This is a genomic window from Stenotrophomonas sp. GD04145, from assembly GCF_029835135.1.
GTDB lineage: Bacteria > Pseudomonadota > Gammaproteobacteria > Xanthomonadales > Xanthomonadaceae > Stenotrophomonas > Stenotrophomonas maltophilia_P.
On record NZ_JAODZG010000042.1, the window covers coordinates 20,037 to 28,994 of the forward strand.

An 8,958-nucleotide genomic window follows, 5' to 3' on the forward strand; every position below is an offset into this window, starting at 1 on the left:
CCGGCACTGCCGGGGCGGGGACGTTACAGGGCATGACGGCCGGGCGCGGTAGAATCCCCAGCCGCCCCAGAATCACCGATCACGATGAGCCCCAGCCCCGCCGAACGCGTCGATGAACTCCGCCGGCAGATCGCCCAGGCCAACCGCGCCTATCACGAGCTGGATGCGCCGGAGATCCCCGACGTCGATTACGACCGGCTGGTGCGCGAGCTGGAAGCACTGGAACGTGCGCACCCCGAACTGGCCCGCGCGGACAGCCCGACCCAGCAGGTCGGCGCGCGTCCCTCCGGGCGTTTCGCTGAAGTCCGCCACGCGGTGCCGATGCTGTCGTTGTCCAATGCCTTCAGCGATGAGGAGGTGACCGACTTCGTGCGCCGCATCGACGAACGCCTGCGACGCGGTGCCGCGCGCTTTTCGGCGGAGCCGAAGATGGACGGGCTGGCGATCAGCCTGCGCTACGAGGATGGACATTTCGTTCTGGGTGCGACCCGCGGCGATGGCACGACCGGCGAAGACGTCACGGCCAACCTGCGCGAGATCGGCGACATCCCCCGGCGTCTGCACGGCAAGGGCTGGCCGGACGTGCTGGAAGTGCGCGGTGAGGTCTACATGGCCCGTGCCGACTTTGAAGCCTACAACGATCGCGCGCGGCTGCATGGCGGCAAGGTACTGGCCAACCCGCGCAATGCGGCGGCCGGGTCGTTGCGCCAGCTCGATCCGAAGATCAGCGCGCAGCGCAAGCTCAGCTTCTTCGCCTACGGCACCGGAGAAGTGCAGGGCGGCGAACTGCCCGATACCCATTCGGGTACGCTCGCGCAGCTGGGTGCCTGGGGCTTCCCGGTCAGCGATCTGTGCAGGGTGGTGGAAGGTGCCGATGGGTTGCTGGCCTACTACCGTGATATCGGCGCACGCCGCGATGGCCTGCCCTTCGACATCGATGGCGTGGTCTACAAGCTGGACGACCGCGCTGGCCAGCAGGCGATGGGTTTCGTCTCGCGCGCACCGCGCTGGGCCATCGCGCACAAGTTCCCGGCGCAGGAACAGAGCACCACGCTGGAAGCGATCGAGATCCAGATCGGCCGCACCGGCGCTGCCACTCCGGTCGCGCGCCTGGCTCCGGTCGCCGTGGCCGGCGTGATCGTCTCCAACGCAACCCTGCACAATGCGGACCAGATCGAGCGCCTGGACGTGCGGGTGGGTGACAGCGTGATCGTGCGCCGTGCCGGCGACGTGATTCCCGAAGTGGTCAGCGTCATCCTCGACCGCCGGCCGCCGGGCACCACGCCGTGGCAGATGCCCACGCGCTGCCCGGTCTGTGGCTCGGAGATCGTGCGCGAAGAGGGCGCGGCCGCGTGGCGCTGCTCCGGTGAGTTGTCGTGCCCGGCGCAGCGCAAGGAGGCCATCGCCCATTTCGCTTCACGTCGCGCGATGGATATCGATGGCCTGGGTGACAAGTACATCGAAACCCTGGTGGATGCCGGCATCGTCAAGGGCGTGGCGGACCTGTACCGGCTCACCCGCGACCAGCTGCTGCACCTGAAGCTGGTGCTCGACGCGGAAGATCCGTCCGCGCTGGCCGCCAGCCTGGCGCCGCACCTGCCGGCCGAAGGCAGCGGCACCGTGCTCAATGCCGTGCTCAAGCTCGATGGCAACGATGTGGCCTGGCGCGCGAAGGCACTGGCGCAGCCGGCCAGCTTCGAGTGGAACACGAAGAAGATCGCGACCCGCTGGGCCGACAACCTGATCGCCGCGATCGACACCAGTCGTGCCACCACGCTGGAACGGCTGTTGTTCGCGCTGGGCATCGAACATGTCGGCGAAAGCACGGCCAAGGCGTTGGCGCAGTGGTTCGGTGATCTGGCCTTGATCCGACGGCTGCCCTGGCCACTGTTCAAGCGCGTGCCGGACATCGGTGGCGAAGTGGCACGTTCGCTCGGTCACTTCTTCGAGCAGCAGGGCAACCAGCAGGCCATCGACGATCTGCTGCAGGTCGGCCAGGTGCGCATCAGCGACGTGCATCCGCCCAGTGCGAAGCTGCGTGAGGGGCTGGACCTGGCTCAGCTGCTGGTGGAATCGGAGATCCCCGGCATCACCCGGCTGCGCGCGGAAAAGCTGGTGGCGGTGCTGCCGAGCGCGCAGGCCGTGCTCGATGCCGAGCATGGCCAGTTCGTCAATGCCGGATTGCCCGAGGACACCGCGCGCGGCCTTGCCCAGTGGCTGGAAGCGGACAGCCATGGCGTGATGCTGCTGGCTGCCGAGGAGGCGATGCAGCAGATCCTGGCCAAGGCGCCCGCGCTGACCGAAATCGTCGCCGGTCCGCTCGACGGGCAGACCGTGGTCCTGACCGGCACCCTGGCCCAGCTCACCCGCGATGTGGCCAAGGAGCGACTGGAGGCGCTGGGAGCCAAGGTGTCCGGCAGCGTGTCGAAGAAGACCCACTTCGTGGTGGCGGGTACCGAAGCCGGCTCCAAGCTGGACAAGGCGCTGGCCCTGGGAGTGCCGGTGTGGGACGAAGCGCGTCTGCTGACCTTCCTCGCCAACCACGAATGATGACCCCGCCGGGCGTGACATGCGCCCGGCCCGAAACAGCAAAGGATTCCCGATGCAGACTGCCCCGCTGGACTTCCGCCTGGCCACCCGCGCCGACGAGGAACTGCTGATCTCGCTGATGCGCGCGTTCTACGCCGAGGACAGGATCGAGTTCGACGACGTGCGCGTGCGTCGCGGTGTCGATGCACTGCTGGCCGATCCGCGCAACGGCGAAGTGCTGCTGTGGCTGGACGAAGCCGGTCAGGTGGTCGGCTATGCGGTGATCGCGATGGGCTTCAGCCTGGAGCAGGGCGGACATTTCATGCTGCTTGACGAGCTCTATCTGGGGCCGCGGGCACGCGGCCGTGGCCGGGGCAAGCAGGCGCTGGCCATCTGCGAACAGCGTGCGCGCGGACGCGGGGTCAGCCGCCTGCGCCTGGAGGTGAACCACCACAACGAACTGGCGCGTCGGCTGTACCTGGCCAGTGGCTACATCGATGACACCCGCGACCTGCTGACCCTGCCGCTGGATCACCCGCGCCCGGAGGGCATCCTGTGAGCGACGCCCTGCGGCGCAAACTGCAGCAGCGTGCCGCGCTGAACGCGCTGGTGCGCCGCTTCTTCGCAGAGCGTGACGTGCTGGAGGTGGAGACACCGATCCTGTCGGTGGCCGGTAATACCGAGCCCAACATCGACAGCTTCCATACCGACTTCAGCGGCCATGTCGACGCCGGCGGCCGCCGTCGCTGGCTGCGTACGTCGCCGGAGTACCCGCTCAAGCGGCTGCTCGCTGCCGGTGTCGGCGACTGCTACGAACTGGGGCGGGTGTTCCGCAACGGCGAGGCCGGCGGGCGCCACAACCCGGAGTTCACCCTGCTGGAGTGGTACCGGGTTGGCTGGGACCATCACCGGCTGGTGCAGGAAACCGCGGAGCTGGTCCGCCTGGCTCTGGGCCTGGTCGGACGCAGCGCCAGCCTGCGTGTGCTGAGCTACCGCGAGCTGTTCCAGCAGCAGGTGGGCGTGGATCCGTTCCAGACCGATGAGGCCGGGCTGCGCGCTGCGCTGGGTGACGTGCATATCGACCCGGTCGGGCTGACCCGCGACGACTGGCTGGATCTGCTGATGACCCATCGCATCCAACCGCATTTCGATGACGCGGTCATGACCGTTGTCCACGACTGGCCGGCGAGCCAGGCAGCACTGGCCCGCATCCGCCCTGGTACGCCGCCGCTGGCCGAGCGGTTCGAGCTGTACCTGGGGGCCGTGGAGCTGGCCAACGGCTATCACGAACTGAACGATGCCGACGAACAACGGGCGCGTTTCCAGCACGACCTGCAGCGCCGCCATGCGCGCGGGCAGGTGCAGCCGGCGCTGGACGAGGCACTGCTGGCGGCGCTGCCCGCGATGCCTGCGTGTGCGGGAGTTGCGGTCGGCATCGATCGCCTGTTGATGGCGATGAACCGCACGCCCCGCATCGCCGACGTGCTGGCCTTCGATTTCGCCGACGCCTGAGCGCACGCGGCTTTCTGAACCAGACAGACTGAACGGATTGCCGCGTCCGCGCGCTTGATTCAGCAAGCACGATGATGCTCTCATCACTCCCGATGCCAGACACTGGCATGGCAGTTCGTCCAGTCCTATGGGGAAGGCTTTGGTCAAGTGGTTTGCGGTTGTGGCGGCACCGGTCTACTCCATTGCGATGTGGGGAGTGCTGACGCCGTTGCCGGCATCGGCGCAGCAGGCCGGCTATGACGGCGAAGTCGTCACCTGCGAGTCACGCGACATGGCATGGGTGCACTGCGATATCGATGTCAGCAACGGCGTCGATCTGGTCCGCCAGTTGTCCAGCAACAGCTGTATCCGTGGCAGCGAATGGGGCACCGACCGCAGCGGCGTGTGGGTCACCCTCGGCTGCCGTGCCGAGTTCCGGGCGCGCCCGGCGCAGGGAGTGGCTGCGGCCGAGCCAGGCAGCAAGCGCAAGGTGCGCCGCGTGGTCCGCTGTGAATCCAATGGCCGTCCGCAGAGTTGTCCGGTGCGTTTGGACGGCGCACCGGTGCGCCTGCTGCGGCAGCTGTCGGTGCTGCCATGCCGGGAAGGGCAGGGCTGGGGTTACAAGCGCAACGAGGTGTGGACCAGCCGAGGCTGCCAGGGTGATTTCGAGGTGGCCGATGAGGATGGCCGTTTCGTCGACGTGCCGCGCCGGTTGACCTGCGAATCCAAATCGAAGAAGCGCCGTTTCTGCGGCGCCAGCATCTCCGTCGGTGCCGCGGTGCGACAGCAGCTGTCCAGCACAGAGTGCGTGGAGGGCAGCACCTGGGGCTGGAGCCGCAACGGCATCTGGGTGGACGGCGGTTGCCGCGCCGAGTTCTCGGTGAATTGAATCCGGCCGGGTGCCTGCGCGAGGGGGCGTGGCCCTACAATGGGCCCATGAACACTGCCACCGACCTCGATTACGCCCGCTACGACCACATCCGCCCGATCCTGTGGACCGGCGATGCCCTGCAACTGCTGGACCAGCGCAAGCTGCCGTTCGTGGTCGAGCATGTGGTATGCCGGGACAGCGATGAAGTCGCCGCGGCCATCCACGCCCTGACCGTACGTGGCGCCCCGGCCATCGGCATCGCGGCTGCCTGGGGCGTGGTGCTGGCGGCGCGTGAGGTGCAGGCTGCCGATGGCCCGCTCGCCCTGCAGCAGCTTGAGCCGGCGCTGCAGCGGCTGAACGCCTCACGCCCGACCGCCGTCAACCTGGCCTGGGCACTGGCGCGGATGCGTCGTTGCCTGGGCAGCGCCGGTGCGGACTGGAAGACGCTGCTTGAAGCGGAAGCGCGGGCCATCGCCGAGGAAGACCTGGCCGCCAACCGCCACATGGGGGCGCTCGGCGCCGGCCTGATCGATGCCGGCAGCGGCGTGCTGACCCACTGCAATACCGGCTCGCTGGCCACCGCCGGCTTCGGCACCGCGCTGGGCGTGATCCGCGCCGGCATGGCCCAGCACCGGATCGCCCGCGTGTTCGCCGGCGAGACCCGTCCGTGGCTGCAGGGCGCGCGCCTGACCGTCTGGGAACTGCAGCAGGATGGCATCGACGCCACCCTGATCGCCGATTCGGCCGCCTCGCACCTGATGAAGACCGGGGCCGTGCAGTGGGTGATCGTCGGCGCCGACCGCATCTGCGCCAATGGCGATACCGCCAACAAGATCGGCACCTACCAGCTGGCCATCGCCGCGCGCCACCATGGCGTGAAATTCATGGTCGTGGCGCCGTCCTCAACGGTCGACATGGAGACCGTCGACGGCAGCCAGATCGAGATCGAACAGCGCGATCCGGGCGAGCTCTACGGCGTAGGCGGGACGCGCACGGTGGCCGAAGGCATCGCCGCCTGGAACCCGGTGTTCGACGTCACCCCGGGCGAGCTGATCGACGCCATCGTGACCGAGCGCGGCGTGATCCTGAACCCGACCGTGGAGAACATGCGCGCCGCCTTCGGCGGTTGAGACGCACAGGCGGTCTGCGCCGCGGGAGCCGGGCGCATCTTCCGGGTTCGCCGCGGCCGGCCCCGGGCGTGGCCCGATGGGCCCCGTCCTGCCCCTAAGTTCCTGATTTGTGCCGGTAAAACCCCTGTAAACACAGGCGGGGAATGGTCCGATGTGGTAGTATCCACAGGTTGAATCGAGGTTCCGGCATGGTCACCCCCGCAGGTGTCCGCGCCGGACTGGACCGCTACCAGACAACGGAACCCGAATGGCAGAAACCGCCAAGGAAATCATCCAGGTCAACCTGGAAGACGAGATGCGCAAGAGCTACCTCGATTACGCCATGAGCGTGATCGTGGGCCGCGCGCTCCCGGATGCGCGCGATGGCCTCAAGCCGGTGCATCGCCGCGTGCTGTACGCGATGAACGAGCTCAACGCGCACAGCAACAAGCCCTACTTCAAGTCGGCGCGTATCGTCGGTGACGTCATCGGTAAGTACCATCCGCATGGCGATCAGTCGGTGTACGACACGCTGGTGCGCCTGGCCCAGCCGTTCTCGCTGCGTTACATGCTGGTCGACGGCCAGGGTAACTTCGGTTCGATCGACGGTGACTCCGCCGCGGCGATGCGATACACCGAAGCGCGCATGTCGCGCCTCGCGCATGAGCTGATGGCCGACATCGACAAGGAAACCGTCGATTTCCAGCCCAACTACGACGAGAAGGAACTGGAGCCGACGGTCATGCCGACCCGGTTCCCGAACCTGCTGGTCAACGGTTCGGCCGGTATCGCGGTGGGCATGGCGACCAACATCCCGCCGCACAACCTGAGCGAATCGATCAATGCCTGCATCGCGCTGATCGACAACCCGGAAATCGACGTCGACGGCCTGATGGAGTACATCCCGGGCCCGGATTTCCCGACCGCCGGCATCATCAACGGCACCGCCGGCATCGTTGCCGGCTACCGTACCGGCCGTGGTCGCGTGCGCATCCGCGCCAAGGCGGATATCGAAGTGGCCGACAACGGCCGCGAATCGATCATCGTCACTGAAATTCCTTACCAGGTGAACAAGGCGCGTCTGATCGAGAAGATCGCCGAGCTGGTCAAGGAAAAGAAGATCGAAGGCATCAGCGAGCTGCGCGATGAGTCCGACAAGGACGGCATGCGCATCTACATCGAGATCAAGCGCGGTGAATCTGCCGAGGTTGTGCTGAACAACCTGTACCAGCAGACGCAGATGGAATCGGTGTTCGGCATCAACATGGTGGCGCTGGTCGACGGCCGCCCGCAGTTGATGAACCTCAAGCAGATGCTGGAGGCATTCGTCCGCCACCGTCGCGAGGTGGTCACCCGCCGCACCGTGTTCGAGCTGCGCAAAGCGCGTGCCCGTGCCCACGTGCTGGAGGGCCTGACCGTCGCGCTGGCCAACATCGACGAGATGATCGAGCTGATCAAGACCTCGCCAAATCCCAACGAGGCGCGCGAACGCATGCTCGCCCGCCTGTGGGAGCCGGGCCTGGTCGGGGCCATGCTGGGTGCTGCCGGTGCCGAGGCCTCGCGCCCGGAGGACCTGCCCAAGGGCGTGGGCCTGATCGAGGGCGGCTACCAGCTGACCGAGATCCAGGCCACCCAGATCCTGGAAATGCGCCTGCACCGCCTGACCGGGCTGGAGCAGGATCGCCTGACCGACGAGTACAAGCAGCTGCTGGAAGTGATCGCCGGTCTGATCCACATCCTGGAAGATCCCGATCGCCTGCTGCAGGTGATCCGCGAGGAGCTGGTCAGCGTCAAGGCCGAGTTCGGCGACGAGCGTCGCACCGAGATCCGCCACAGCGAAGAAGACCTGGACATCCTCGACCTGATCGCCCCGGAAGACGTGGTGGTCACCCTGTCGCACGCCGGCTACGTCAAGCGCCAGCCGGTCAGCGCCTACCGTGCCCAGCGTCGCGGCGGCCGTGGCCGCAGCGCGGCAGCGACCAAGGAAGAGGATTTCATTGAACAGCTGTGGCTGGTCAACACGCACGACACCCTGTTGACCTTCACCAGTTCGGGCAAGGTGTTCTGGCTGCCGGTGTACCAGCTGCCCGAAGCGGGCTCCAACGCACGCGGCCGGCCGATCATCAACTGGATTCCGCTGGAACCGGGTGAGCGCGTACAGGCCGTGTTGCCGGTGCGCGAATACGCCGATGGCCAGTTCGTGTTCTTCGCCACGAAGAACGGCACGGTCAAGAAGACCCCGCTGGGCGAATTCGCCTTCCGTCTGGCCCGCGGCAAGATCGCGATCAACCTCGACGAGGGCGATGCGCTGGTTGGCGTCGGCCTGACCGATGGCGAGCGTGACATCCTGCTGTTCGCCTCCAACGGCAAGACCGTGCGTTTCGGCGAGGACAAGGTCCGCTCGATGGGCCGTACCGCCACCGGCGTGCGCGGCATCAGGATGCCGCCCGGCGAGGAAGTAGTCAGCCTGATCGTGGCCGAGAGTGCCGGTGGTGCCGAGGACGAGAACGAGGACGACAACGGTATCGAGGAAGCGGTCGCCAATGGCGATGCGGTGATCGACGGTGCCGACGACGCCAACCTGCAGTACATCCTCACCGCCACCGAGAATGGTTACGGCAAGCGCACCCCGCTGCCGGACTATCCGCGCAAGGGGCGTGGTACCCAGGGCGTGATCGGCATCCAGACCACCGAGCGCAACGGCAAGCTGGTCGCCGCGGTGCTGATGGGCTCCAGCGATGAAGTGCTGCTGATCTCCGATGGCGGCACGCTGGTGCGCACGCGCGGTTCGGAAATCAGCCGCGTGGGCCGCAACACCCAGGGCGTCACCCTGATCCGCCTGTCCAAGGACGAGAAGCTGCAGGCGGTGGAGCGCATGGATGCCTCGATCGACGAGGACGAGGACGAGGTGGCCGCGGTCGCCCCGGCCACGGCCGAAGGCGCCCCGGCTGCCATCGG

6 protein-coding genes are annotated in these 8,958 nt (G+C 67.2%); all 6 read left to right on the plus strand.

Features of this window, described 5'->3' with window-relative positions; translation table 11 throughout:
• Window positions 1-78 precede the first annotated feature (78 nt).
• Entirely contained in the window at window positions 79-2,550 is a 2,472-nt protein-coding gene (gene ligA / locus N7367_RS15930; protein ID WP_279942761.1) for an NAD-dependent DNA ligase LigA, read from the plus strand.
• 52 nt (window positions 2,551-2,602) lie between these two features.
• Complete coding sequence (locus N7367_RS15935; RefSeq protein WP_053515463.1) at window positions 2,603-3,088, plus strand: GNAT family N-acetyltransferase; 486 nt, start codon at window positions 2,603-2,605, stop codon at window positions 3,086-3,088.
• Entirely contained in the window at window positions 3,085-4,041 is a 957-nt protein-coding gene (gene epmA, locus N7367_RS15940) for an EF-P lysine aminoacylase EpmA (protein ID WP_065176043.1), read from the plus strand. The genes N7367_RS15935 and epmA overlap by 4 nt, the downstream gene beginning before the upstream one ends.
• A gap of 139 nt (window positions 4,042-4,180) precedes the next feature.
• Window positions 4,181-4,909 carry a DUF3011 domain-containing protein gene (locus N7367_RS15945; protein ID WP_080375199.1) on the plus strand — a complete coding sequence of 243 codons (729 nt, stop codon included), beginning with the start codon at window positions 4,181-4,183 and terminating at the stop codon, window positions 4,907-4,909.
• Window positions 4,910-4,956: 47 nt separating this feature from the next.
• The gene (gene mtnA, locus N7367_RS15950; RefSeq protein ID WP_065176042.1) at window positions 4,957-6,021 is read left to right on the plus strand and encodes an S-methyl-5-thioribose-1-phosphate isomerase; all 1,065 of its coding nucleotides are present in this window, start codon (window positions 4,957-4,959) and stop codon (window positions 6,019-6,021) included.
• 247 nt (window positions 6,022-6,268) lie between these two features.
• Window positions 6,269-8,958 (plus strand): DNA gyrase subunit A (gyrA, locus tag N7367_RS15955; RefSeq protein ID WP_279942760.1); only part of this gene is annotated, 2,690 nt, incomplete at its 3' end.